This window comes from Microbacterium sp. 1.5R (assembly GCF_007667425.1).
Taxonomy (GTDB): Bacteria; Actinomycetota; Actinomycetes; order Actinomycetales; family Microbacteriaceae; genus Microbacterium.
The window spans coordinates 520,109-544,695 of the sequence record NZ_VDRC01000001.1 but is presented as its reverse complement, the minus strand read 5'-3'; the positions used below and the strand labels follow the sequence as shown (position 1 = coordinate 544,695).

At 67.8% G+C, this 24,587-nt stretch carries 22 protein-coding genes; 10 read left to right on the top strand and 12 right to left on the bottom strand.

Annotated elements, in window-relative coordinates; translation table 11 throughout:
* Positions 1-39: 39 nt before the first annotated feature.
* On the top strand, positions 40-1,614 hold the full coding sequence (locus tag FSY98_RS02690; protein WP_144873744.1) for an FAD-dependent oxidoreductase: 1,575 nt from the start codon (positions 40-42) through the stop codon (positions 1,612-1,614).
* Here the strand turns inward: FSY98_RS02690 and FSY98_RS02685 are convergent.
* Both FSY98_RS02685 and FSY98_RS02680 read right to left on the bottom strand, forming a co-directional pair.
* Positions 1,608-3,095, bottom strand: coding sequence for an ATP-binding protein (locus FSY98_RS02685; RefSeq protein WP_144876573.1), 1,488 nt, complete (start codon positions 3,093-3,095; stop codon positions 1,608-1,610). The two genes, FSY98_RS02690 and FSY98_RS02685, sit on opposite strands and share 7 nt — an antisense overlap.
* 26 nt (positions 3,096-3,121) lie before the next feature.
* The gene (locus FSY98_RS02680; protein ID WP_144873742.1) at positions 3,122-3,850 is read right to left on the bottom strand and encodes a response regulator transcription factor; all 729 of its coding nucleotides are present in this window, start codon (positions 3,848-3,850) and stop codon (positions 3,122-3,124) included.
* A 163-nt stretch (positions 3,851-4,013) separates the two neighbouring features.
* On the opposite strand from FSY98_RS02680, the gene FSY98_RS02675 reads away from it, so the two are divergent.
* Positions 4,014-5,489, top strand: a complete 1,476-nt coding sequence (locus tag FSY98_RS02675) for an ABC transporter permease (RefSeq protein WP_144873740.1) — start codon at positions 4,014-4,016, stop codon at positions 5,487-5,489.
* A 40-nt stretch (positions 5,490-5,529) separates the two neighbouring features.
* Positions 5,530-6,255: an ABC transporter ATP-binding protein gene (locus FSY98_RS02670; RefSeq protein ID WP_186307525.1), complete on the top strand. Its 726-nt coding sequence runs from the start codon at positions 5,530-5,532 to the stop codon at positions 6,253-6,255.
* A 57-nt stretch (positions 6,256-6,312) separates the two neighbouring features.
* Here FSY98_RS02670 and gndA read toward each other — a convergent pair whose 3' ends face one another.
* Positions 6,313-7,767, bottom strand: a complete 1,455-nt coding sequence (gene gndA, locus FSY98_RS02665; RefSeq protein ID WP_144873738.1) for an NADP-dependent phosphogluconate dehydrogenase — start codon at positions 7,765-7,767, stop codon at positions 6,313-6,315.
* A 79-nt stretch (positions 7,768-7,846) separates the two neighbouring features.
* On the bottom strand, positions 7,847-7,972 hold the full coding sequence (locus tag FSY98_RS16890) for a hypothetical protein (RefSeq protein ID WP_260857235.1): 126 nt from the start codon (positions 7,970-7,972) through the stop codon (positions 7,847-7,849).
* A 222-nt stretch (positions 7,973-8,194) separates the two neighbouring features.
* Here FSY98_RS16890 and FSY98_RS02660 point away from each other — a divergent pair, with 222 nt between their 5' ends.
* The gene (locus FSY98_RS02660) at positions 8,195-8,824 is read left to right on the top strand and encodes a 50S ribosomal protein L25/general stress protein Ctc (protein ID WP_144873736.1); all 630 of its coding nucleotides are present in this window, start codon (positions 8,195-8,197) and stop codon (positions 8,822-8,824) included.
* Between the two features lie 99 nt (positions 8,825-8,923).
* Positions 8,924-9,505 (top strand): aminoacyl-tRNA hydrolase, encoded by a 582-nt coding sequence (gene pth, locus FSY98_RS02655; protein ID WP_144873734.1) that lies wholly within the window; start codon positions 8,924-8,926, stop codon positions 9,503-9,505.
* Between the two features lie 363 nt (positions 9,506-9,868).
* Here pth and FSY98_RS02650 read toward each other — a convergent pair whose 3' ends face one another.
* From FSY98_RS02650 to sdhC, 8 genes are all read right to left on the bottom strand, one after another.
* Positions 9,869-10,333: a hypothetical protein gene (locus FSY98_RS02650; protein WP_260857234.1), complete on the bottom strand. Its 465-nt coding sequence runs from the start codon at positions 10,331-10,333 to the stop codon at positions 9,869-9,871.
* Positions 10,334-11,118: 785 nt separating this feature from the next.
* Complete coding sequence (trpS, locus tag FSY98_RS02640; protein WP_144873732.1) at positions 11,119-12,123, bottom strand: tryptophan--tRNA ligase; 1,005 nt, start codon at positions 12,121-12,123, stop codon at positions 11,119-11,121.
* A 73-nt stretch (positions 12,124-12,196) separates the two neighbouring features.
* A complete protein-coding gene (locus tag FSY98_RS02635) occupies positions 12,197-13,036 on the bottom strand; it encodes an exodeoxyribonuclease III (protein ID WP_144873730.1) in 840 nt (279 codons plus the stop codon).
* Between the two features lie 37 nt (positions 13,037-13,073).
* Positions 13,074-14,264: a YihY/virulence factor BrkB family protein gene (locus FSY98_RS02630; RefSeq protein WP_144873728.1), complete on the bottom strand. Its 1,191-nt coding sequence runs from the start codon at positions 14,262-14,264 to the stop codon at positions 13,074-13,076.
* 86 nt (positions 14,265-14,350) lie between these two features.
* Entirely contained in the window at positions 14,351-15,118 is a 768-nt protein-coding gene (locus FSY98_RS02625) for a succinate dehydrogenase iron-sulfur subunit (protein ID WP_144873726.1), read from the bottom strand.
* 2 nt (positions 15,119-15,120) lie between these two features.
* A complete protein-coding gene (gene sdhA, locus FSY98_RS02620) occupies positions 15,121-16,947 on the bottom strand; it encodes a succinate dehydrogenase flavoprotein subunit (protein ID WP_144873724.1) in 1,827 nt (608 codons plus the stop codon).
* 37 nt (positions 16,948-16,984) lie between these two features.
* The gene (locus FSY98_RS02615) at positions 16,985-17,428 is read right to left on the bottom strand and encodes a succinate dehydrogenase hydrophobic membrane anchor subunit (RefSeq protein WP_144873722.1); all 444 of its coding nucleotides are present in this window, start codon (positions 17,426-17,428) and stop codon (positions 16,985-16,987) included.
* Positions 17,428-17,862, bottom strand: a complete 435-nt coding sequence (sdhC, locus tag FSY98_RS02610) for a succinate dehydrogenase, cytochrome b556 subunit (protein WP_096713723.1) — start codon at positions 17,860-17,862, stop codon at positions 17,428-17,430. Before sdhC ends, FSY98_RS02615 begins: the two co-directional genes overlap by 1 nt.
* Positions 17,863-18,039: 177 nt before the next feature.
* Between sdhC and FSY98_RS02605 the strand changes: the two genes are divergently transcribed.
* From FSY98_RS02605 to FSY98_RS02585, 5 genes are all read left to right on the top strand, one after another.
* The gene (locus tag FSY98_RS02605; protein ID WP_144873720.1) at positions 18,040-19,155 is read left to right on the top strand and encodes a mannose-1-phosphate guanylyltransferase; all 1,116 of its coding nucleotides are present in this window, start codon (positions 18,040-18,042) and stop codon (positions 19,153-19,155) included.
* A gap of 155 nt (positions 19,156-19,310) precedes the next feature.
* Positions 19,311-20,408, top strand: a complete 1,098-nt coding sequence (locus tag FSY98_RS02600) for a BMP family protein (protein WP_222119106.1) — start codon at positions 19,311-19,313, stop codon at positions 20,406-20,408.
* Between the two features lie 89 nt (positions 20,409-20,497).
* Entirely contained in the window at positions 20,498-22,018 is a 1,521-nt protein-coding gene (locus tag FSY98_RS02595) for an ABC transporter ATP-binding protein (protein ID WP_144873718.1), read from the top strand.
* Complete coding sequence (locus FSY98_RS02590; RefSeq protein WP_144873716.1) at positions 22,015-23,304, top strand: ABC transporter permease; 1,290 nt, start codon at positions 22,015-22,017, stop codon at positions 23,302-23,304. Before FSY98_RS02595 ends, FSY98_RS02590 begins: the two co-directional genes overlap by 4 nt.
* A gap of 2 nt (positions 23,305-23,306) precedes the next feature.
* A complete protein-coding gene (locus FSY98_RS02585; protein ID WP_186307630.1) occupies positions 23,307-24,587 on the top strand; it encodes an ABC transporter permease in 1,281 nt (426 codons plus the stop codon).

The window sequence follows — 24,587 nt, the reverse complement described above, 5'->3', positions numbered from 1 at the left end:
CGCCCTTCCCTTCATCGACGACCAGAAAAGAGAAGCACCGTGATCACTTCCGCGACCGCTCTGCGCCAGCGCGTGCTGGCCTTCCTCGGCGGCATCTCGATGTACCGTCTCGTGCTGTTCGCCCTGCTCGCGCTCGCGCTCATCGCGATCCTGCTCTCCGCGCTCGGAGTGATCGTGTCGCCGACGCCGCTCGAGATCCTCGCATCCTTCGTGGTGCTGGCGGTGGTCATCTCGGCGGTGGACGCCCTCGCGCAGCGCGTGCTGCGGCTGCCCTGGCGCATCGAGTCGTCCCTGATCTCGGCGCTCATCCTGCTGTTCGTGCTGCGTCCGGGGATTGAGGGCACCGCTCTGCTGGGGCTCGCGATCGCCGGTGCGCTCGCCAGCCTGTCGAAGTACCTCATCGTGTGGCGTGGACGCCACATCCTCAACCCCGCGGCGTTCGGGGCATCCGTCGTGTCGATCCTGGGCGCTTTCGGCGCCTTCGAGTGGCTGGGCACTTCGTCGTCCTGGTGGGTGGGCACCCCGTCGCTCTTCATCCCGGTGGCGATCCTCGGGCTGGCGGTGCTGTGGCGCACCGAGAAGGTGCGCATCGTCCTCGCGTTCCTCGTCATCGCCATCGCCGTCTCGGTGCTGCGTCAGGCGGTGCAGGCTCAGGAGTTCGCGCTCGCCTTCGACCTCGGAGCTGCGCTGTCGTTCGCCGTGCTGCAGTCGCCGTTCCTGTTCCTCGGGGCGTTCATGCTGTCCGAACCCCTGACCATGCCGCCGCGTCGGTGGCAGCAGTTCTCGGTCGCGGCGCTCGTCGGTGTGCTGGCAGGGTGGCCGATCGCCATCGGCTCTCTGTTCACGCTGGGGCAGGAGAGGGCGCTGCTGATCGGCAACCTGCTCGCCTTCGCGTTCGCCCTCCGGGGGTCGGTGCGCCTGGTGCTCGAGCAGCGGAGGTCACTCACGCCCACCGCGCAGGAACTCACCTTCCGAGCGCGGGGGAAGGTGCGCTTCCTGCCGGGGCAGTACCTCGAGCTGGATGTGCCGCACCGCACACCCGACGCCCGCGGCACGCGACGCGAGTTCAGCATCGTGTCGGCGCCCGCGGATCTGCCCGTGCTGCGCATCGCGTACAAGCACGGCGATCAGAGACGTCCATCGACCTACAAGCGCGCTCTCGCCGACGCCCAGCCCGGAGCGACGCTCGCCGTCACGGGTACCTGGGGTGATTTCGTTCTCCCGCGCTCGGAGGCGCCCGTGCTCATGGTCGCTGCGGGCATCGGTGTCACCCCGTTCGTCTCCCAGCTCCGTCAACTCCAGCAGTCCGGAGCGCAGCGCGATGTCGTGCTGGTCTACGTCGCGGCGGACAGCAGCGAGCTGGCGTTCCGCGACGAGCTCGCCGCCACCGGCGCGCGTGTCATCGTCTTCACGCGCGACGAGCCCGCCGACCTGCCCGCGCAGTGGAGTTGGGCGCACGGAGCACGACTCGACGGCGCAGGGCTCGCGCAGTGGGTGCCGGATCTCGGTTCGCGACATGCTTTCATCTCGGGTCCGCCGCGACTGATCGCCGACCTCGCTCCGGCCCTGCGGAGCGCCAGGTCGCTGACGACCGACGCCTTCGCCGGCTACTGACTCGAGGCGGCGTCTCTCTCCGGAGCGTCCCGGTGCGTCGGGATCCTCACCGAGAACGTCGTGTCGCCCGGTGCGCTATCGACCGTGATCCGGCCGCCGTGCCCCTCGACGATCGCCTTGGCGATCGCGAGTCCGAGCCCGGTGCCTCCGGTCTGCCTGGCGCGTGACGTGTCGGCTCGGGCGAATCGGGCGAAGAGCTCGTCGCGCACGCTCGGGTCGATGCCGGGACCGTCGTCGTGCACACGCAGCACGGCCTCGTCGCCCTCCCGACCCACACGCAGGGTGATGTGGGTGCCGGCCGGCGTATGGGTGCGAGCGTTCGCCAGCAGATTCGCGATCACCTGGTGCATGCGCCCCGAGTCGCCCACGACCACGAGCGGCTCAGCGGGCACCTCGATGTTCCAGTGATGGTCGGGGGCCGTCGGACGCGCATCCGACAGACCCTCCAGCGCCAGCTGCGCGAGGTCGATCGTGCCGTGCACGAGTTCGCGCCCCTCGTCGAGCCGCGCGAGAAGGAGGAGGTCCTCGACGAGACGCGTCATGCGCAGCGACTGCGCCTGGATGCGCTCGAGAGACGTCGTGGTGCTCTCGATCACCACGGGGCCCTGCTGCTGGCTGAGAGCCTTGAGCGACAGCTCGGAGTACCCGCGGATGCTGGCGAGCGGCGTCCGCAGCTCGTGACTCGCGTCTGCGACGAACCGCCGCATCTGCTCCTCGTTCTTCTGGCGGGCTGCCAGCGAGGTGTTGACGTGATCGAGCAGCTTGTTCAGCGCCGCGCCCACGAGACCGGTCTCGGTGCGCGGATCCGCCTCGTACGCCGGGACCCGCTCCGTGATCTCGACCTGGCCGCGGTCGAGCTGCTGATTCGCCACCCGGGTGGCGGTGGCGGCGACGGCGCGCAGCGGTCGCAGACTCACGCGGATCGTGATGGCCGTCGTGAGGGCGAGCAGGATGAGCCCGCCGATGGTCGCGAGCACGATCACCGTCAGGAGGGTGGTCAGCTGGTTCTGGATCTCATCGCGCGGCAGCCCCGTCACCACCGTCGCACCGGTCTGCGGTGCGGTCGCCACGACGAGGCGGTACGACCCCAGACCGTCGATCGAGACCGTCGCGTTCGATTCGCCGTCCAGCCCCGATTCCAGCTGGGCGAGCTGCCTCGAGCTCAGCATGGCCGGCCCGGTGCTCATCTCGTCCCGAGGGCTGTTCAAAATGACCCCGGTGGCGCCGGCCTGATTCGACACCGCCACGAGCAGGCCGGGCTCGGGCGAGGTGGTGCTCGCGAAGATGTCGGCTGCCGTGCCGATGTTCGAGGGGAATTTGTTGACGAGGTACGTCAGCTGGCCGGCGTACTGCTCGATCTTCTGGTCGAGCTGCCCTTCGAGCGTTCGGCCGAGGATCGCGCTCGTGATGATGGCGACGATCACGAGGATGAGCGACACGAACCCGATCACGGCCGTCATGAGCCGGGTCTGCAGGCTCATCGGCCGGGCCGCGAGTCGGGGAGTGCTCACTGAGGCGCCTTGATCATGTAGCCGACGCCGCGCACAGTGTGCAGCAGGGGAGTGCGACCCGCGTCGATCTTCTTGCGGAGGTACGAGATGTAGAGCTCGACGACCGACGACTTGCCGCCGAAGTCGTAGCTCCACACGCGGTCGAGGATCTGCGCCTTCGACAGCACCCGTCGCTCGTTGCGCATGAGGAAGCGCAGCAGCTCGAACTCCGTGGCGGTCAACTCGATCTCGGTGCCGTCTCGCACGACCTCGTGGCTGTCCTCGTTGAGCGAGAGGTCGGCGACGCGGAGGATCGACTGGCCGTCGTCGGCTGTGGCGTGGCCGGTGCGGCGGATGATCGCGCGGAGCCGGGCGATGACCTCCTCCAGGCTGAACGGCTTGGTGACGTAGTCGTCGCCGCCGGCGGTGAGACCTGCGACGCGGTCGCCCACGGCATCCTTCGCGGTGAGGAAGAGCACCGGCACGAGGTTCCCGGCTTCGCGGAGACGACGCAGCACCGACATCCCGTCGAGGTCAGGCATCATGATGTCGAGCACGAGGGCATCCGGCTCGAACTCCCGCGCCACTTGCAGGGCTTCGAGTCCGGAGGATGCCGTGCGCACCTCCCAGCCCTCCATGCGCAGGGCCATCGCCAGCAGGTCGGTGAGCATCTGCTCGTCGTCGACGGCGAGGATGCGCAGAGGGGAGCCGTCGGGACGGCGCAGGTCGGGCAGGTCGGAGCTCATGGATTCATTCTGCGGAATCTCCTATGCGATTTCTATGGAGAGCGCTATGCGTTGGCTGAGACATCCGTATCCATAGCCTCCTCATCACTGCTCCTTCGATCCCGCCAAAGTCCGCTCCCTAGCGTCGTGATCGGCTCGCGATCGGCGCGACAGAAGGAGACACATGTACGGGAGATATCTGCGGCGAGAGCTGGCGGGTCGCAAGAAGCAGACGATGATCGTGGCGATCGGGCTGGCGATAGCCATCGCGCTCGTGATCGTCGTGAACGCCCTCACCGCCGGCGTGCGCGATGCGCAGACCCAGGCCCTGGAATCGGTCTACGGCATCGGGACCGACCTCACGGTGACCGGAGCGGCCGCGGAGCCGGGGGAGGGAGGCGGCCAGCGCTTCGACTTCGGTTCGGAGGACGGCGCGACCGACGGGGATACGACGACGTTGAGTCAGTCGACCCTGATGACGGACTTCATGCGAGGCACGCTCGACGCCTCGGTGCTCGACGCAGTGACCTCGACCGAGGGTGTGACCGCGGCATCCGCCGCCCTCAGCCTCACGAACTCGACCTTCTCTGGCGAGCTCCCCAGCGGCGGATTCGGGCAGCGGGACGGCACGACCGGCGCAGACGGACCGGCCGAGGGCCAGGCTCCTCCGCAGGGCGGGGCCGACGGCGCAGGCGGCGGGTCGTTCGGCGTGGACTCGTTCACCGTGCTCGGCGTCGATCCCGCGGTGACGTCCGTGGGGCCGCTTGCTTCAGTGGAGGTCAGCGACGGGCGAGCGCTCGATGCAGACGATTCGGGTTCGCTCGTCGCGGTGCTCGACGCGACCTATGCGACGACGAACGAGATCGCCGTCGGCGACACGATCGACGTCGCCGGCTCCGACGTCGAGGTGGTCGGCATCGTCAAATCGACCTCCGACGCCGCCGACACCGCCGCCAACGTCTACCTGCCGCTCGGCACGGCGCAGCAGCTCTCCGGCGCAGGGGAGGTGATCTCGACGGTGTACGTGCAGGCGGAATCCGCGTCGGCGATCGACGCCGTGCAAGCCGCTCTCGCCGACGAACTGCCAGACGCGACGGTCACGTCGCAGTCCGAGCTCGCGTCCACCGTCTCCGGCTCGCTCTCGAGCGCGACCTCGCTGATCACGAACCTCGGCACCTGGCTGTCGATCATCGTGCTCGCAGTAGCGGTTCTGCTCTCGGTGCTGCTCACTCTGTCCGGGGTCTCACGCCGCACCCGCGAATTCGGCACGTTGAAGGCCATCGGCTGGTCGAACGGGCGAGTCGTCCGTCAGGTCGCCGGAGAGTCGATGGTGCAGGGACTGATCGGCGGTGCCGTCGGTCTGCTGCTCGGCGTCGCGGGGATCTTCGTCATCAACATCGTGAAGCCGACGGTCGCGGCGACCGCCGGCGGAGAGGGGGGCGGCGGCCCGGGCGGCGGAATGGGCGGCGGCCCGGGCGGAGGCGGAGGGATGTTCCAGAGCCAGCAGGCCGCAGACATCGTCCTCCAGGCGCCGTTCACCCCCTGGATCATCGTCGCGGCGGTCGGCCTCGCGGTGCTGGGCGGCCTCGTCGCCGGTGCCTTCGGAGGATGGCGCGCGGCGCGTCTTAGCCCGGCCGAAGCCCTGCGATCCGTCGCCTGACGGACGTGCGACACCACTTCACACTCGAGGAGAGATCACCATGACAATCGCAGACATCGCGCGAACGGCCGACGGTACGGGTTCCGCCGCGCCGATCTACCGCGCCGAGAACGTCACCCGCACCTACGCGCAGAAGGGCCGGACGGTGAAGGCGCTCACCGGGGTCGACCTCACCATCGGTCGCGGGGAGTTCGTCACCATCCAGGGGCCGACGGGAGGAGGCAAGTCCACGCTGCTGCAGATGCTGGGGGCGCTCGACAGGCCGTCGTCCGGTTCGCTGATGCTCGGCGAGATGGAGCTGGCCTCGGCGTCTGCGCGAGAGCTGAACCGGGTCCGCGCCGAGGACATCGGATTCGTGTTCCAGGGGTTCAACCTGATCCCGACGCTCACTGCGGCGGAGAACGTGAACATGGCGCTCGAGCCGGGACTCCTCGGTCGCGCCGAGCGCGCAGCCCGTGTCTCTGAAGCTCTCGCACAGGTCGGGCTCGACGACAGGGGCGACCACCTGCCGTCGGAGCTCTCCGGAGGGCAGCAGCAGCGTGTGGCGATCGCCAGGGCGATCGTGAAGAGGCCACGGGTGCTGTTGGCCGACGAGCCGACCGGCAACCTCGACGAGAGCATGCGAGACGAGATCCTGGCCCTGCTCGAGCGCCTGTGCGCCGGGGGGATCACGATGATCGTCGTCACGCACGACTCCGCGGTGGCCCGGCGTGCGACGAGGCGGCTGCGTCTCGCGAGAGGCGTGGTGCAGGACATCACTGGGTGAGAGACGACGAAGGCCCCGGCGGATCCGCCGGGGCCTTCGTCCTGCCGTCGAGGACGGTCAGTGGGTGTCTTCTGCTTCGATCTCGGTGCGGTCGCCCGACCACTGCGTGTGGAAGGTGCCTTCCTTGTCGATGCGCTTGTAGGTGTGCGCACCGAAGAAGTCGCGCTGTCCCTGCACGAGGGCGGCGGGCAGGCGGTCGGCGCGGATGCCGTCGTAGTACGACAGCGACGACGAGAACGCCGGGGCGGGGATGCCGGCCTGTGCGGCCGTCACGACCACGCGGCGCCACGCGGCCTGGCCGCGGGTGAGGGCCTCGGCGAAGTACGGCGCCGTCATGAGGACCGGCAGCTCGGGCTCGGCCTGGTAGGCGTCGGCGATGCGGTTGAGGAACTGGGCGCGGATGATGCAGCCGCCGCGCCAGATCTTCGAGATCGCGCCGAGGTCGATGTTCCAGTCGTACTCGGCAGCGCCGGCGCGGATCTCGTCGAAGCCCTGCGAGTAGGCCACGATCTTCGAGGCGTAGAGAGCGAGACGCACGTCCTCGATGAACGCGTCGACGTCATCCGGGGCGACGGTGAACTCGTCGTCGGGGCCGGGAAGAGCCGACGCGACCGCGCGCTGCTCGGGGTGCGAGGAGAGCGAGCGGGCGAAGGTGGCCTCGGCGATGCCCGAGACCGGCACGCCCAGCGAGAGGGCGGTCTGCACGGTCCAGGCGCCGGTGCCCTTGGCTCCGGCCTGGTCGAGGATGACGTCGACGAGCGGCTTCCCCGTCTCGGCATCCACCTGGCGCAGCACCTCGGCGGTGATCTCGATCAGGTAGGACTCCAGCTCGCCGGTGTTCCACTCGGCGAAGATGTCGGCGATCTCGGCCGGGCTCTTACCAGTGCCGCGGCGGATGAGGTCGTACGCCTCGGCGATGAGCTGCATGTCGGCGTACTCGATGCCGTTGTGCACCATCTTCACGAAGTGGCCCGCGCCGTCGTGACCGACGTGGGTGACGCAGGGCTCGCCCTCGGCGACCGCGGCGATGGACTTCAGGATCGGCCCGAGCGTGACCCACGACTCGTCCGATCCGCCCGGCATGATCGAGGGCCCGGTCAGGGCGCCCTCCTCGCCGCCCGAGATCCCGGCGCCGACGAAGTTCACACCCGTCTTACGGACCGCCTTCTCGCGGCGGATCGTGTCGGGGAAGTAGGCGTTGCCGCCGTCGACGATGATGTCGCCCGGCTCGAAGACCTCGAGGAGCGAATCGATGACGGCATCCGTCGGGCGGCCGGCCTTGACCATGATGATCGCGGTGCGCGGCTTCTGCAGGCTGTCGGCGAAGTCCTGATACGTCTGTGCGGGGATGAACCCGGCCTCGGGGTGCTCGGAGACCAGCGTCTCGGTCTTCTCGTAGCTCCGGTTGAACACCGCGACCGTGTTGCCCTCTCGGCTCGCGAGGTTGCGGGCGAGGTTCGACCCCATGACGGCGAGTCCGACGACTCCGATGTTGGCTGATGCTTCGGGCACAGAGGGCTCCTCGATCGTGAAGGGTGGGATGCCTCCAGATTATCGCGGCCCGCGCGACCCGGGTGCGCCTGTGTCGGCGTCAGTCCTTGCGGTAGCCCGAACGCCCCATCGAGAAGAGGGCCCCGAAGGTCGCGACGGCAGCGCACACGCTCATCGCGCCGATGACCCAGGCGATCACGTGGGAGAAGAAGGCGCCGTCGAGCATGGGGGACTCCGTTTTCTGCAGAAGGGACCGGTGTCCCCAGCCTATCTGGTCGTTTGGTAGCATGAGGGGAGTACCTCGGCGAGGGATGCTTCTGCGCGTGCGCGGAACATCCGTTATCGACGCGGCGAAGCAAGCCGGTGGCTTTCCTCACGTGTCTGCGTTCGAGAGCAATTTCCCAGACCACCGCGCAGCCTCGCTGCGTGCCCCGAAGGAGAACCACCCATGTCTGAAGACACCAAGGTCGTCGCCGAGCTCCGCGAGAGCTTCGGCAAGGGCTTCGCCCGCCGCCTCCGCGCCGCCGGCAAGATCCCCGCCGTCATCTACGGTCACGGCACCGAGCCCGTGCACGTCGCGCTGCCGGGCCACCAGGTCTCGCTGATCATCCGCCGTGCGAACGCGCTCCTCGAGCTCGACATCGCGGGCACGGAGCAGCTCGCCCTGGTCAAGGACGTCCAGAAGGACCCGGTTCACCAGATCATCGAGCACATCGACCTCCTCGTCGTGCGCAAGGGCGAGAAGGTCACGATCGACGTTCCCGTCGTCGTCACGGGCGAGCCGTTCGCCGGCACCATCGCCACGCTCGACGCGACCACGCTGTCGATCGAGGCTGAGGCCACGCACATCCCCGAGAACGTCGAGGTCTCCGTCGAGGGTCTCGAGGAGGGCGCGCAGATCACCGCCGCCGACGTCGTCCTGCCCAAGGGCTCGACCCTGCTGACCGACCCCGAGGTGCTCGTGGTCGCAGTCTCCGTGCCGGTCCTCGACCTCGAGTCGGACGCCGACGCTGAGCCCGCGGAGCCCGCCGAGGGCGAGACCGAGGAAGAAGCCGCCCAGGAGGACGCAGCGGAGTAATCTCCGTCAGCTTCAGGTCGGAGGGGACGCGAGGTCATCGCGTCCCCTCCGTCGTATCCAGACACGGACTGCGGTCCGGACCCCCGAGAGGACGACGGCATGGCATCCACCTGGCTCGTGGTAGGGCTCGGCAACCCCGGCCCGCGGTATGAGGCGACCCGGCACAACATCGGGCAGATGGTCGTCGACGAGCTCGCGGCGCGCCGGGGGGAGACCTTCCGAGAGCACAAGGCCGGAGCGCGCGTCATCGAGACGTGGCTGCGCCCCGGGGCCGACAAGCTCGTCCTCGCGAAGCCCAACACCTTCATGAACGTCTCGGGCACGCCGGTCGCCGCCCTCGCGCGGTTCTACTCCGTGCCGCCGGAGCGCCTCGTCGTGGTGCACGACGAGCTCGACATCCCGTTCGACACGATCAAGCTCAAGAGCGGCGGCGGACACGGCGGTCACAACGGCGTCCGCGACATCGCGAGCGCCATCACCACGCCGGACTTCCCTCGGGTACGGGTCGGCATCGGGCGCCCGCCCGGTCGACAGGACCCCGCGGACTGGGTGCTGTCCCCCTTCGGCAAGGACGAACGGGCGAATCTGCCCATCCTCGTGGCGGATGGAGCGGATGCCGTCGAGCTGCTCGTGGCCGAGGGGCTTGTCGCAGCACAGCAGAAGCACCACGCGCCGCGCTGAGCACGCTGCTGACGCCAGGCTCACGCGTTCCCCCGGCTCGCCTGCATCGGCTTGCTGCACCGGCTTGCTGCACCGGCTTGCCGCACCGGGACGTGGTCGCGCTTGCCCGAATCAGGAGTACCGCCCGAGATCAGGAGAAACGGGGTCGGATCATCCTGATCTCGGTGGATGCTCCTGTTCCTGGAGCCCGCCACCCGACTCGCCGCACGCACTCGCCGCACTGGCTCATTCCCGCGGCTCGTGGTCGCGCACGGGGCTGCACGAGATCAGGAGTACCGCCCGAGATCAGGAGAAACGGGGTCGGATCATCCTGATCTCAGTGGATGCTCCTGTTCCTGGAGCCCGCAGGCAGCCGTCATGAGGTCAGGTGGTCGGCAGGAACCCCGCTGCCGTGCCCGTGGAGATCGCGAAGAGCAGCACGATCCAGAAGATGACCGGTCCGAGCGCCGCGACGACGAGAGCTGCGATGCCTGCTCCTCGACCCTGATTTCGGCGGATGGCGATGATGCCGACGACGATGGCCGCGATGCCGAGAATGGTGCCCGTCCAGAACGAGATCTCGGCCCACAGCACCTGATCGCGCGCGGGCGACAGCACCGACAGGAAGTCAGGGTCGGTCGTATCGAGGCCGCTCGGGATGCGCCTTCCGATCTCGTAGCCGGCGACGCCGACCACGATCGGTGTCACCACCGACGACACGGCGGCGAAGATCAAAGCGAGGATGCCGAGGAGCGCCGACTTCTTCTCAGACTGGCGGGGCGCCTGGTACGCGCCCGACGGCATCGTGTAGCCACCGACCGGAACCTGATAGGCCCCGGGAGGCGCCACCTGCGGGAACCCGGGTCCGCCGGGGGGCGAGAACTGCGGGGTGCCGACCTGCGCGGATCCCGACGGGTGGTTCGAAGCGACAGGCGCCTGCGCCGCAGCAGGTGGGTAGGCAGCGGGAGCATAAGTCGGGGGTGCCGGGGATGCCGTCGGAGCAGAGGATGCCGGCTGAGCGTTGTACGTCGGCGGAGCAGGGAACGCCGGGGAAGCCTGCGAGGCGGGTGGTGCCGGGGGAGCGGGCGGTACCGGGGGAGCCTGCGGTGCAGGCGGAGCGGGCGGTGCCGGCGGTACTTGCGGAGCGGGCGGTACCGGGGGAGCCTGGCGTGCCGGAGGCACGACGGGGACGTCACCATATGGAGGCTGCTGCGGTTCGCTCACGCCCCCATCCTAGGTGCGGGGCGAAGATGTGCCGACGGCGGCCCCCGTGTCAGACGCCGCACGTCGAGCCAGGCGCGGCACGCCCCTCAATCGCGACACGTCACGGCACAGCGGCGCAGGGGGTCGGCCCAGAGCACACTCTCACTCAGCAGCCCGGACCGCGCGCGCTGCAGTCCAGACCACGCTCTGCAGTCCAGACCACGCTCTGCAGCCCCAGTCACGCTCTGCAGCCCGAGCTGCGCTCTGCAGCCCGAGCTGCGCTCTGAATGCTCTCCAGTCCAGACCACGCTTTGCAGCCCAAGCCAAGCCGCGCTCTGACGGCTCTGCGGCCCAGACCACGCTGTGCAGCCCGAGCTACGCTCTGCAGCCCGAGCTATGCTTTGCAGCTCGAACCACGCTCTGCACCCGGGTCAGACGCGGCGCAACAGGCCGACGCGCTCGTACACGGTCGTGAGCGTCGCGTCGGCGACCTCGTCAGCGCGGGCGGCGTTCGCGGCCAGAATGCGATCCAGCTCAGCGGGGTCGTCGAGCAACTCGAGGGCACGGGCACGCACCGGCTCGAACTCGCTCACCACGACCTCGGCGAGGCCCTTCTTGAAGTCGCCGTATCCGCGCCCCGCGTACTCGTCTTCGATGGACGGTACCTGGCGACCGGTCAGGGCGGCGTAGATGGTGAGCAGGTTCGAGACGCCGGGCTTGTTCTCTCGGTCGAAGCGCACCGAGCCCTCGTTGTCGGTGACGGCGCGCATGATCTTCTTCGCCGACTTCGCCGTGTCGTCGAGCATCCACAGCACGCCCGCATCGCTCTCCGCAGACTTCGACATCTTCGACGTCGGGTTCTGCAGGTCGTAGATGCGGGCGGTGTCCTTCTGAATGACGGGCTTCGGCACGACGAAGGTCTCGCCGAAGCGGGAGTTGAAGCGCTCGGCGAGGTCGCGCGTGAGCTCGACGTGCTGCTTCTGGTCGTCGCCGACCGGCACGACGTCGGTCTGGTACAGCAGGATGTCGGCGGCCATGAGCACGGGGTACGTGAAGAGGCCGACGCTCGTGGAGTCCGCCCCGTAGCGAGCCGACTTGTCTTTGAACTGCGTCATGCGGCCGGCTTCACCGAACCCCGTGATGGTCGAGAGGATCCAAGCCAGCTCGGCGTGCGCGCGCACGTGCGACTGCACGTACAGCGTCGACTGCGACGGCTCGATACCCGCGGCGATGTACTGCGCGGCGGTGCGGCGGGTCTTCTCGCGGAGCTCAGCGGGCTCCTGGGCGACGGTGATCGCGTGCAGGTCGACGACCGAGAAGAACGCGTCGAACGAGCTCTGCAGCTCCCGCCACTGCAGGAGCGCTCCGATGTAGTTGCCGATCTGGAGGGAGTCGGCGGAGGGCTGCATTCCGGAGTAGAGGCGAGGCTTGGTCACGGTATCAATCCTATGGGGAGGCCACCGCCGCGGATGCCGGTGCCCCGACGCAACGGCACGGTCGTGCGCCGCGTCAGTACGTGTAATCGACGACGACGGGGGCGTGGTCGCTCCAGCGCTGGTCGTAGGCCGCTGCCCTGGCCACGTGGTACGCCGTGACCCGCTCGGCGAGAGCCGGGGTGGCCAGGTGGTAGTCGATGCGCCACCCCGAATCGTTGTCGAAGGCCTGGCCGCGCATGGACCACCACGTGTACGGCCCCTCGACCTCGCCGTGGAAGCGTCGGCCCACGTCCACCCATCCGAGCCCGGGGCCGGTCGTGCCGTCGACGCCCTCGACCTGTTCTCCGGCGGCGCCGAGGAAACGATCGAGGTACGCGCGCTCTCGGGGCAGGAAGCCGGCCTTCTTGCGGTTGCCGCGCCAGTTCTTGATGTCCAGCTCGCGGTGGCCGACGTTGAGGTCACCGGTCACGAGTGCCAGCGCGTCGTTCTGTCCGAGCTCGGCGAGTCGTACTCCGAAGGCGTCGAGGAACTTCCACTTCTCCTCCTGCTTCGGGGTGTCTGCCTCGCCCGAGTGCACGTAAGCGCTCACGACGGTGAGCGGACGATCGCCGATGAGGAAATCGGCTTCGATCCAGCGGCCCTTCGAGTCGAAGTCCTCCGGGCCGAACTCGGTGCGGGAGGCGAGTGCGGGGATGCGGCTGGCGATCGCGACGCCGGCACGGCCCTTCGCGCTGGCTTCGTCGTGCACGAAGGTCCACCCGGGGAGGGCGGCCTCGAGGTGCTCGTCCTGACCTCGCACCTCTTGCAGCGTGAGCACGTCGATGTCGGCGGCGTCCAACCAGGAGCTCATCCCGTTGCGGGCCGCTGCCCGGATCCCGTTGACGTTGACAGAGGCGATACGCAGATGAGGCATGACGACAAGCCTAACGAGCACCACCGACATCCCGAGGTCAGCGGTCGCGCTCCGCGCGCAGCCTCTCTACGAACGTCGGGGGAGGGTCGGGGACGGGCGGCTCCGCGGCTTCGAGCTCCGCCAGCTCCGCTGCCGCGACGTGCTCGGCGTGCGCCGCCATCCAGGCCCGATACCAGGGGGCCGCTTCCCGTTCGTCAGTCGCCGTGCGAAGGCGGATCTCCGCCGCGGCGACGAGTGTCCGATGCTCGGCGGCGCGCCGCTCGGCATCCGTCTCGTGCATCAGCGGGACGTCGCGGTCGCGGGCGGCGACGGCGATCCATGACGACGCGACCAGCATCACCACGCCGTTGACGCGGAACCAGAGCAGGAGGCCGATGAAGATGGCGAACGTCGCGAGCAGGGGATTGCTCGGCGTGTAGCTGAGCAGGAAGCCCGCCCCGTACTGCAGCACGGTCATCGCCGCGCCGCCCAGCAGCGCTCCCGGCCAGATCGTCCGCCACGGCAGCGACGTCCCGGTGAGGAATCGCACCATCGCCGCGAGCGCGCCGGACAGCAGGGCGAACGATACGACCACCGTGCCGAGGCGGATGCCGAGGTTCACCCCCGTGGATGCCGAGTCCCACCCCACCAGTCCGAGCAACCAGTTCAGGGCGGCCGCGCTGGCGGAGCTGAGGAGCGATCCGGCGAGCAGCGCCACGCCGAAGATGAGGGCGGCGAGCAGGTCGCGCGCCTTGAGCAGGACGTAGCTGCGCAGGTCGGGCGCGAGGCCGAAGATATCTCGCGTCGCCCGCCGTGAGAAGGTCACCCAGCCGATGGCGGTCCAGATCACGGTGCCGAGGGCGATGAGGCCGGTGACACTGAGGACTCCGGTCGTTCCGCTCGCTATCTGCTGCGCCTGCTCGGGAGTGAACAGTCCGCCGCCGCCGTCCTGGATCAGGTTCGGGATGTAGCTGTTGATGACGTCGATCAGTGCGTCGACGGCATCCTCGCTCGCCCCCAGCCAGAGGCCGGCGATCGCGAACGCCAGGTAGACGGCCGCGAAGATGGCGAACAACGCCTGGTAGCTCACCCCCGCCGCGAGCAGGAAGCCGTTGTGCTGGAGGAAGTGTCGCCACACCCGCACCGGGAAGAGGCCGAGCGTCCGGCGGGTCAGCGTCGTCGCACGCTCCACGGCGGCATCGATCCGCCCTGACTCGGGCTCGCCTGCTGCACGATCTCGGTCCGACACCCCTTCACCCTATCGAGCGTCGCCGTCTGGACAGCGAACGGGCGGCCTCCCGGAGGAGACCGCCCGTCGACACCACAGATGCGAGATCAGGGACGACCGCGCAGCACGGCCTGCTTGACCTCGGCGATGGCCTTGGTGACCTCGATGCCGCGCGGGCACGCCTCGGAGCAGTTGAAGGTCGTGCGGCAGCGCCAGACGCCCTCCTTGTCGTTGAGGATGTCGAGGCGGACGTCCGCGTTGTCGTCGCGGGAGTCGAAGATGAAGCGGTGCGCGTTCACGATCGCGGCCGGTCCGAAGTACTGACCGTCGGTCCAGAACACGGGGCACGACGAGGTGCACGCGGCGCAGAGGATGCACTTGGTGGTGTCGTCGAAGATCTCGCGGTCGGCGATCGATTGCGTGCGCTCCTTGCCCTTCTCCGGCACGGAGCTCGCGACGAGGAACGGCTGCACTTCGCGATACGACGCGAAGAAGGGCTCCATGTCGACGATGAGGTCCTTCTCGAGGGGGAGTCCCTTGATCGCCTCGACGTAGATCGGCTTCGAGATGTCGAGGTCCTTGATGAGCGTCTTGCACGCGAGGCGGTTGCGGCCGTTGATGCGCATGGCGTCCGATCCGCAGATGCCGTGCGCGCACGAGCGCCGGAAGCTCAGCGAGCCGTCGACCTCCCACTTGATCTTGTGCAGAGCATCGAGCACGCGGTCGGTGGAGTACAGCTCCACGTCGTAGTCGACCCAGTGCGGTTCGGCGTCGACCTCGGGGTCGAAACGGCGGATGTTGAAGGTGACGATGAAGGACTGGATGCCGGTGTCTTCAGTCGTCTCCGCTGGTGCTTCGGCGATGGCGTTCGACATTCTCAGTACTTCCTCTCCATCGGCGGGTAGTTCAACTCGCCCTGCTCGTTCTTGGTGAACACGACGGGCTTCCAACCGAGCTTGATGTGGTCGCTCGGGTCGGAGGAGTGGGGGTCACCCGTCAGATACGCCATGGTGTGCTGCATGTAGTTCTCGTCGTCGCGCTTCGGGAAGTCGTCGCGCATGTGGCCGCCGCGGCTCTCCTCGCGGTTCTGCGCGGCGTAGACGACGACCTCGGCGATGTCGAGCAGGAAGCCCAGCTCCACGGCCTCGAGGAGGTCGGTGTTGAAGCGCTGGCCCTTGTCGTCGACGTGCACGTTCTTGTAGCGCTCGCGCAGTTCGGCGATCACGCCGAGAACGTGCTGCAGGGACTCGTGGGTGCGGAACACCTGAGCGCCCTTGTCCATCTCGTCCTGCAGCGTCTTGCGCAGCACGGCGATGCGCTCGGTGCCCTGGTTGTTGCGCAGGCCCTCGAGCATGTCGGAGACGAACGCCGCGGGGTTCTCCGGCAGCGGCACGAAGTCGGCGGTCTTGACGTACTCGACCGCGTTGCGACCCGAGCGCTTGCCGAACACGTTGATGTCGAGCAGCGAGTTGGTGCCGAGGCGGTTCGCGCCGTGGACCGAGACGCAGGCGCACTCGCCGGCGGCGTAGAGGCCGGGCACCACGGTGTCGTTGTCGGCGAGGACCTCGCCGGCGTTGTTGGTGGGGATGCCGCCCATCGCGTAGTGGGCGGTGGGCATCACGGGAACCGGCTCGACGACGGGGTCGACACCCAGGTACGTACGCGCGAACTCGGTGATGTCGGGGAGCTTGGTCTCGAGGACCTCCGCTCCGAGGTGCGTGCAGTCGAGCAGCACGTAGTCCTTGTGCGGTCCGGCTCCTCGGCCCTCCGCGACCTCCTGCACCATGCATCGGGCGACGATGTCACGCGGGGCAAGGTCCTTGATGGTCGGGGCGTAGCGCTCCATGAACCGCTCACCGGAGGCGTTGCGGAGGATCGCGCCCTCACCGCGGGCTCCCTCTGTGAGGAGGATGCCGAGACCGGCGAGGCCGGTCGGGTGGAACTGGAAGAACTCCAGGTCTTCGAGGGGGAGACCCTTGCGCCACACGATGCCGACGCCGTCACCCGTGAGGGTGTGCGCGTTGGACGTGGTCTTGAAGATCTTGCCGAAGCCACCCGTCGCGAAGATCACGGCCTTCGACTGGAAGACGTGCAGTTCACCGGTCGACAGGTCGTACGCGACGACTCCGGCGACCTGGGTCTTGCCCGCGGCATCCTGCACCGTGATGAGGTCGAGGACGTAGAACTCGTTGAAGAAGTTGATGCCGAGCTTGACGCAGTTCTGGAACAGCGTCTGCAGGATCATGTGCCCGGTGCGGTCTGCGGCGTAGCAGGCGCGACGCACCGGCGTCTTGCCGTGCTCGGCCGTGTGCCCGCCGAAGCGGCGCTGGTCGATCTTGCCCTCGGGCGTGCGGTTGAAGGGGAGACCCATGTTCTCGAGGTCGATGACCGCGTCGATGGCCTCCTTCGCCAGGATCTCCGCGGCGTCCTGGTCGACGAGGTAGTCGCCGCCCTTGACGGTGTCGAAGGTGTGCCACTCCCAGCTGTCCTCCTCGACGTTCGCGAGAGCTGCCGCCATGCCGCCCTGCGCCGCGCCGGTGTGCGACCGGGTGGGATAGAGCTTCGAGATCACGGCGGTCTTGGCGCCGGGTCCGGCCTCGATCGCCGCGCGCATACCTGCGCCGCCGGCGCCCACGATCACGATGTCGAACTGGTGGTAGTGCACGCCGTCGCGCACGAAGGAGTCCTGGGTCTCTGTAGTCACTTCTTCTTATGCCTTCTCTTCTACTTGCCCAGTGTCGTCAGTTGCCCAGTGTCTGGCACTGTTCCCACAGCGTGCTCGACTCGGTCACGCCGAGGCACGGGTCGAACGTGAAGACCACGAGCGTGCCGAGGATGATGAGCAGCGCTGCGGAGAGGCCGAGGGCCCAGGTCAGCGCCTTGCGAGCGGTGGTGTTGATGACGTAGTCGTTCACGATCGTGCGCATGCCGTTCGCGCCGTGGATCAGTGCGAGCCAGAGCATGAGAACGTCCCACCACTGCCAGAACGGCGTGGCGAACTTGCCGGCGATGAACGCGAAGTCGAGGGCGTGGATGCCCTCGCCGACCATGAGGTTGATGAACAGGTGTCCGAAGATGAGGATCACGAGCACCATGCCCGAGACCCGCATGAAGACCCAGCCCCACTTCTCGAGGTTGACTCCGCGGCGGGCGCGGGTGGGAGCGGCGACGGTCTGCGCGGTCATCAGTGTCCTCCTCCGAAGCCGGCGAACGCGAGCATCAGGTGACGAGGCACGAAGCCGGCCATGATGATGCCCCAGACGAGCAGCACGCCCCAGAAGAGCTGGCGCTGGTAGCGGGCGCCCTTCGACCAGAAGTCGACCGCGATGATCCGCAGGCCGTTCATGGCGTGGAAGACGATGCCCGCGACGAGGACGACCTCGCCGAGCGCCATCACGGGGTTCTTGTACGTGCCGATGACGGCGTCGTACGCCTCGGGAGAGACCCTGATGAGCGCCGTGTCGAGCACGTGCACCAACAGGAAGAAGAAGATGGCGACTCCGGTGATGCGGTGAAGCACCCACGACCACATGCCTTCGCGACCCCGGTACAGGGTGCCGCGGGGGGTCTTGGAAGTGGTTTCCGAAATCGACGGTGTCAAGCGAGCGCTTGTGGACACGGTCGTCCTCCCTGGATCGATGTGACTCGGTCGCGTGCTGCGTGGTCCGGGCAGGATCCCGTCTCTGCGAGGCACGGCCGATCGGTGTCCATCCTATTCCCGCTTTACGGCTGTGGGCGACGAAGGGGAACCTAACCATCTCGATGTCGAGACATTCCGACGGGCTACCCTGGCAGGGTGAGCCAACCGATCCCCGACTTCTACGCCGTGATCCCCGCCGGCGGCATCGGCAGCCGGCTGTGGCCGCTGTCGCGTGCCGACGCCCCTAAGTTCCTCCATGACCTCACCGGATCAGGGCATTCGCTGCTCCGGGACACCTGGGACAGGCTCGAGCCGCTCGCCGGTCCCGATCGCATTGCGGTGGTGACGGGGCGCGCGCACCGTGCGGCCGTGGAGGCGCAGCTCCCGGGCATCGCCGACCTCAACGTGTTCCTGGAGTCGGAGCCGCGAGAGTCCGCTGCGGCCATCGGTCTGGCTGCTGCGATCCTGCACCGCCGCAACCCCGACGTCATCATCGGCTCCTTCAGCGCGGATCACGTGATCCGCGGCACCCGCGTCTTCGAGTTCGCGGTGCGGGATGCCGTCGAGGTCGCGCGAGAGGGATACATCTGCACCATCGGCATCACGCCGACAGAGCCGGCCGTGGGCTTCGGGTACATCCAGAGAGGGCCCGAGCTCGTCGTCGAGGGCGCACGTGAGGCTGCACGGGTCATCAGCTTCGTCGAGAAGCCCGATCTCGAGACCGCCAAAGAGTACTTCGCCGGTCGTGACCACCTGTGGAACGCGGGCATGTTCATCGCCAAGGCGAGCGTGCTGCTCGAGGAGCTCGCCACCAACGAGCCCGAGCTGCACGCCGGCCTCCTCGAACTGGCCGAGGCGTGGGACGACAGGGAACTCCGCGGTCCCGCCGTCGACCGCATCTGGCCGTCGCTCAAGAAGATCGCGATCGACTACGCGGTCGCAGAGCCCGCGGCCAAGCGCGGGCGACTCGCCGTCGTACCCGGCCACTTCGACTGGGACGACGTGGGCGACTTCGCCTCCCTCACCAAGCTCATCACCAACGGACGCAAGAACGACCTCGCGGTCCTCGGGCCCAAGGCCCGCGTGCTGTCGGACGCCGCCAGCGGCATCCTGGTCAGCCAGACGACGCGGGTGATCAGCCTCGTCGGGGTGCAGGACATCGTGGTGGTCGACACCCCCGACGCGCTGCTCGTGACGACGGTCGAGCATGCCCAGCGCGTCAAGGGAGTGGTCGAGTCGCTGAAGCTCACCGGACGCGGAGATGTGCTCTGATGCGCATATGAGCACGGGGGCTTGCTCACCCGTTGGCTTGATTTCAGCTTTGTAACCATTCCCTACCGGCCCGGTTTCCGGTGCGCGCAACCGGCGAAACACTAGGTAACTTTGATCGATCCGCGAGGGCCGCGGGTTCGTTGAGGAGGCATGAGTTGACCATCTCCACCACCAAGAAGCTGCTCGGCGCCACCATCGCCGCGGGCGTCGTCTTCGCACTCGCCGGCTGTGGCCAGGCTCCGACGGAATCGGGCGGCGACGGAGGCGGCGAGGCTGCATCCGACTTCCTGCCCTGCATGGTCTCCGACGCCGGCGGTTTCGACGACAAGTCGTTCAACCAGCTCGGATACGAGGGTCTGATGCAGGCCGGCGACGACCTCGGCGTCGAGCCGAAGACCGTCGAGTCGAAGGACGAGTCGGAGTACAAGGGCAACATCGACAGCCTCATCGACCAGAACTGCAACCTGATCATCACTGTCGGCTTCCTCCTGGCTCCCGAGGCGGCGACCGCCGCCAAGGCCAACCCCGACGTCGAGTTCGTCTCGATCGATGACATGGTCGACACCGACGGCGACGGCAAGACCGACTCCGAGAACGTGAAGCCCCTCGTCTACGACACCGCGCAGGCCGCGTTCCTCGCCGGCTACTCTGCCGCGTCGTACACGAAGACCGGCAAGGTCGGCACGTTCGGCGGCGTGAACATCCCCACCGTGAGCGTCTTCATGGACGGTTACAAGCAGGGCGTCGAGTACTGGAACTCCGAGAACAGCGGCGACGTGCAGGTCATCGGCTGGGACGGCAGCGACGGAGTGTTCACCGGTGGCTTCGACGCCAACCAGGACGCGATCAACGCCGCGCAGGGCATCGTCGACCAGGACGTCGACGTGCTCTTCCCCGTCGGCGGTCCGATCTACCAGAGCGCAGCTTCGGTGATCCGCGACTCCGGCAAGGACATCGCGCTCATCGGCGCCGATGCCGACGTCTTCGAGTCCGACCCCTCGGTCGGCGACCTGCTGCTCACCTCGGTGCGCAAGGGGATGGACGTGTCGGTGAAGGATGTCGTCGAGGCCGCAGCCAAGGGCGAATTCGATGGCTCGCCGTACGTCGGCACGCTCGAGAACGGCGGTGTCAGCATCGCTCCGTTCCACGACTTCGAGTCCAAGGTCCCCGCAGACCTGCAGGACCAGCTCGACACCATCACCGCCGGAATCATCGACGGATCGATCCCGGTGAAGTCCTACCTGTCGGAGTGATCCGACCCCGGGGCGGGGGCGTCGTTCGCGGCGGCCCCGCCCCTCTTTCGTGCTTACAGAGAACTTCCCGCAGTGAATAGGATCGGCCCATGAAGCTCGAACTCCGTGGCATCACGAAAAGGTTCGGAACGTTCACAGCGAACGATCACATCGACCTCGTCGTCGAACCGGGGGAGATCCACTGCCTCCTCGGCGAGAACGGGGCCGGCAAGTCGACGCTGATGAATGTCCTCTACGGTCTGTACCGCGCAGAAGAAGGCGAGATCCTGCTCGACGATCTTCCGCAGAGCTTCAGCGGTCCCGGCGATGCCATGCGCGCCGGCATTGGAATGGTCCATCAGCACTTCATGCTGGTTCCCGTCTTCACGGTCGCAGAGAACGTGATGCTCGGCCATGAGCCCACCAAGGGCGGCGCCCTGCTCGACCTGCCGACGGCGCGCGCTCGCGTGCGAGACATCTCCGCGCGCTTCGGCTTCGACATCGATCCGGATGCCGTCGTCGAGGATCTCCCGGTAGGCGTGCAGCAACGGGTCGAGATCATCAAGGCGCTGTCGCGCGACGCGCGCATCCTCGTCTTCGACGAGCCGACGGCGGTGCTCACTCCCCAAGAGACCGATGAGCTGATGGGCATCATGCGCCAGCTGCGCGACGAGGGCACCGCGATCGTCTTCATCACGCACAAGCTGCGCGAGGTCCGCGCCGTGGCGGACCGGATCACGGTCATCCGTCTCGGGAGGGTCGTCGGAGAGGCGAGTCCGACGGCGTCCAGCGAAGAACTCGCCACCCTCATGGTGGGGCGCAATGTCTCGCTCACGGTGAGCAAGGAGCCTCCTCGCCGGGGTGAGGTCGGCTTGGCCGTGGAGAACCTGACCGTCGTGGCACCGAACGGCCAGTCCGTCGTCGACGACGTCTCGTTCGAGGTCCGTGCCGGCGAAGTGCTCGCTATCGCGGGCGTGCAGGGGAACGGGCAGACCGAGCTGACGGAGGCACTGCTGGGGCTCCAGCCCAAGGTGCTCGGCCGAATTGCGCTCAACGGGCGGGAGATCACCGGGGCGTCGGTGCGTCAGATCCTCGACTCAGGTGTCGGGTTCGTCCCGGAGGATCGCAACGTCGACGGGCTCGTCGCCGAGTTCTCGATCGCGGAGAACCTCATGCTCGACCGCACCAAGGGCGAGCCCTTCGTGCGCCGTGGCACCATCCGTCGCGACGTGCTCCAGGCCTTCGCGAAGGAGAAGTTCGACGAGTTCGACGTGCGCGCTTCCAGCGTCGACGTCGCGGTGGGCCGTCTCTCCGGAGGCAACCAGCAGAAGGTCGTGCTCGCCAGAGAGCTGAGCCGCGACCTGCAGCTGTTCGTCGCCGCGCAGCCGACGAGAGGCGTGGACGTCGGGTCCATCGAGTTCATCCACAAGCGCATCATCGCCACGCGTGACGCCGGTGTCCCGGTGGTCGTGGTGTCGACAGAGCTCGACGAGGTGAGCGCTCTCGCCGATCGCATCATGGTGATGTACCGAGGCCGCATCGTCGGCATCGTGCCGGGCGACACGCCTCGCAGCGTTCTCGGACTGATGATGGCGGGCGAGAACCCCGCCGAAGAGGGGACAGCGGCATGACCGATACCGCACCGCGCAGGACGGCGGCCGAAGCGACCGTCCCGGAGCCGCCGCGCTACCACGTCGTCCTCCAGCAGATCACTCGAAGCAACGGCTTGATCATCTTCCTCGCCGTCGTGCTGTCGTTCGTGATCGGCGGCATCATGATCGCCGCGACCGACAAAGACGTGCAGGCGGCGTCCGGGTACTTCTTCGCACGCCCCGGCGACACGCTCGCAGCGATCTGGAACAGCGTCTTCGGCGCGTACTCCGCGCTCTTCCGTGGGTCGATCTTCAACTACGAGGCGCCGACGTTCGTCAGGGCGATCAAGCCTCTGACCGAGACGCTCACCTTCGCCACCCCCCTGATCGCCGCAGGTCTCGGTGTCGCGCTCGCTTTCCGCATCGGTATGTTCAACATCGGCGGACGCGGTCAGATGTTGGTCGCGGCTGCGGCCGCAGGATGGGTGGGCTTCGCCGTCGATCTGCCGTGGGGCCTGCACATGCTGCTGGCGCTCATCGTGGGCATCATCGCGGGCTCGCTCTGGGGCGGTATCGTCGGCCTGCTCAAGGCTCGAACCGGAGCACATGAGGTGATCGTCACGATCATGCTCAACTACGTCGCGTTCTACCTCGTCTCTTACTTGTTGCGGACGCCCGGGCTCCTGCAGGATCCGAAGTCGAACAACCCGAAGTCGCCGCCCATGGACAGCACGGCCGTCTTCCCCAAGCTGCTCGGCGATCAGTTCAACCTGAACTTCGGCTTCGTCCTGGCGGTCCTCGCGACCGTCCTCGTCTGGTGGATCCTGAACCGGTCGAGCCTCGGGTTCCAATTCCGCGCAGTGGGCGAGAACCCGAACGCGGCGCGGGTCGCCGGCATCAACGTGAACCGGATGTACATCGTCGGCATGCTCATCGCCGGTGGACTCGTCGGCCTCGCGGGTGTGAATCAGGTGCTCGGCGCGTCGACCACCGGTGTGACGTCGGGTGTCGACGCCGGTGTCGGCTTCGACGCCATCACCGTCGCCCTTCTCGGCGCCTCCACCCCGTGGGGGACCTTCGCAGCCGGACTGCTCTTCGGAGCGCTCAAGGCCGGGAGCTTCACCATGAAGGCGGCCGAGCAGATCCCCCTCGAGATCGTCACGGTTGTCCAGTCCTTCATCGTCCTCTTCATCGCCGCCCCACCTCTGGTGCGCGCGATCTTCTTCCTCCCCTCCCCGGAGCGCACTCGCAAGCGCGAGGCACGTCGGCGGAAGCGGGAACTGCGGCATGAAGCCGCCCTCGCAGCGAAGGAGGTCGCCCGGTGAGCATCCACACGCTGAGCGCGCCGCAGACCCCGCCGGTCATCGAGACCGGAGCGGTCGCCCGCAATTGGAAGGCGCCGCTGGTCCTCGGCATCTTCACCGTGATCTTCGCGATCCTCGTCGTGCTCGCACCGCGCGACGGCGAGACCACGTTCCGCATCTCCACCGGCACCGACGCGATCGTCCTGCCCGACGCGGTCGTTCCCGTCGTCGCCGCCGTCTGGATCTGCATCGCGATCGCCGCTGTCCTCGCCATCGGCGCCGCCGTCTTCGTCCACCGTCACCGCAGAGTGCCGCTGTGGCTCACGGCCGTCTTCATCGTGGTCCTGGTCTTCGCCTTCCTGGCGTGGGCCGCAGCGGGGCAGACGATCCCCGTCCCTGGTCTCCTGGCCGGTTCGCTGGCCCTCGCCGTGCCGCTGATCTTCGGAGCGCTCGGCGGGGTGATCGGCGAGCGGGTCGGCGTCGTCAACATCGCGATCGAGAGTCAGCTGCTCGGCGGTGCCTTCACTGCCGCGGTGGTCGCCACGCTCACGGGGTCGCCGTTCCTCGGTCTGATCGCAGCCATGGTGGCCGGCGCGCTCGTCGCGTCCGTGCTGGCCGCGTTCGCGATCGTCTACTTCGTCGAGCAGGTGATCATCGGTGTGGTCCTCAACGTCCTCGTCACCGGCCTGACGAGCTTCCTCTACTCGCAGGTTCTGCAGCCGAACGCCGCTCAGCTGAACACCCCACCGCGATTCGACCGCATCCCGATCCCTCTGCTCTCCGACATCCCGGTGCTCGGGCCCGTGCTCTTCCGTCAGACGATCCTCGTCTACATCATGTATGTCGCGATCTTCGCGGTGTACTTCGCGATGTTCCACACGCGGTGGGGTCTGCGCATGCGCGCGGTCGGAGAGCACCCGAAGGCCGCAGACACCGTCGGCATCAACGTGGGCGCCACGAGGTTCTGGAACGTGCTGCTCGCCGGCGCGATCGCGGGAGCCGGCGGCACCGTCTTCACGGTCGGGAACGGAATCGCCTTCAACCAGGAGATGACGGCGGGTGCCGGGTACATCGCCCTCGCCGCCGTGATCTTCGGCCAATGGCACCCGCTCAAGGCGACGATGGCTGCGCTCCTGTTCGGTTTCGCCTCCAACCTGCAGAACACGCTGAAGGTGGTCGGCTCGCCGGTGCCCAGCGAGTTCATGCTCATGCTGCCGTATCTGGTCACGATCTTCGTGGTGGCGGGCGCGGTCGGGAAGTCGCGTGCACCGGCCGCGGTCGGCACCCCCTACATCAAGTCCTGA